Below are 361 nucleotides of genomic sequence, written 5' to 3'. Positions count from 1 at the left end.
GAGCATGGGTACTGCTGCCTACTGGAACACGAAGCTGAAGAACCGCATCTCGATCAAGATTGACAACTATCTGTTCTTCGACTCAGTGGTTATCACGCGAGTCTCTATAACGGCGGCCTCGAACTTCGATGCACAGACTGGTCTGCCGCACCACTGCCGCGTGCTGGTTGAATTCAAGCCTCTGTTCATGCTCACACAGCAAGACCTAGATACGCTATTCATCAACCCGAGCGCGTCCACACCGCTGTCGTGTGATGCTACGTACTCGTTGCCGGGCGTGGCTAGTGCGGCTAAGAATCTGTTTAGCTCATTCTAAGGAGCGCTAATTATGCCAATGGAAGGATACTCCGGAGACCTTAAC

Annotated in this window: 1 protein-coding gene; it reads left to right on the top strand. The window is 52.4% G+C overall.

Features of this window, described 5'->3' with window-relative positions:
* Positions 1-316 (top strand): hypothetical protein (locus AC1RPJ_RS07975; RefSeq protein WP_481762874.1); only part of this gene is annotated, 316 nt, incomplete at its 5' end.
* Between the last annotated feature and the right edge of the window lie 45 nt (positions 317-361).

This window comes from Dellaglioa sp. CoH-57-MRSF-17, from assembly GCF_056782015.1.
The sequence above is the reverse complement of the archived record's forward strand: the minus strand, read 5'-3'. Positions and strand labels throughout refer to the sequence as shown.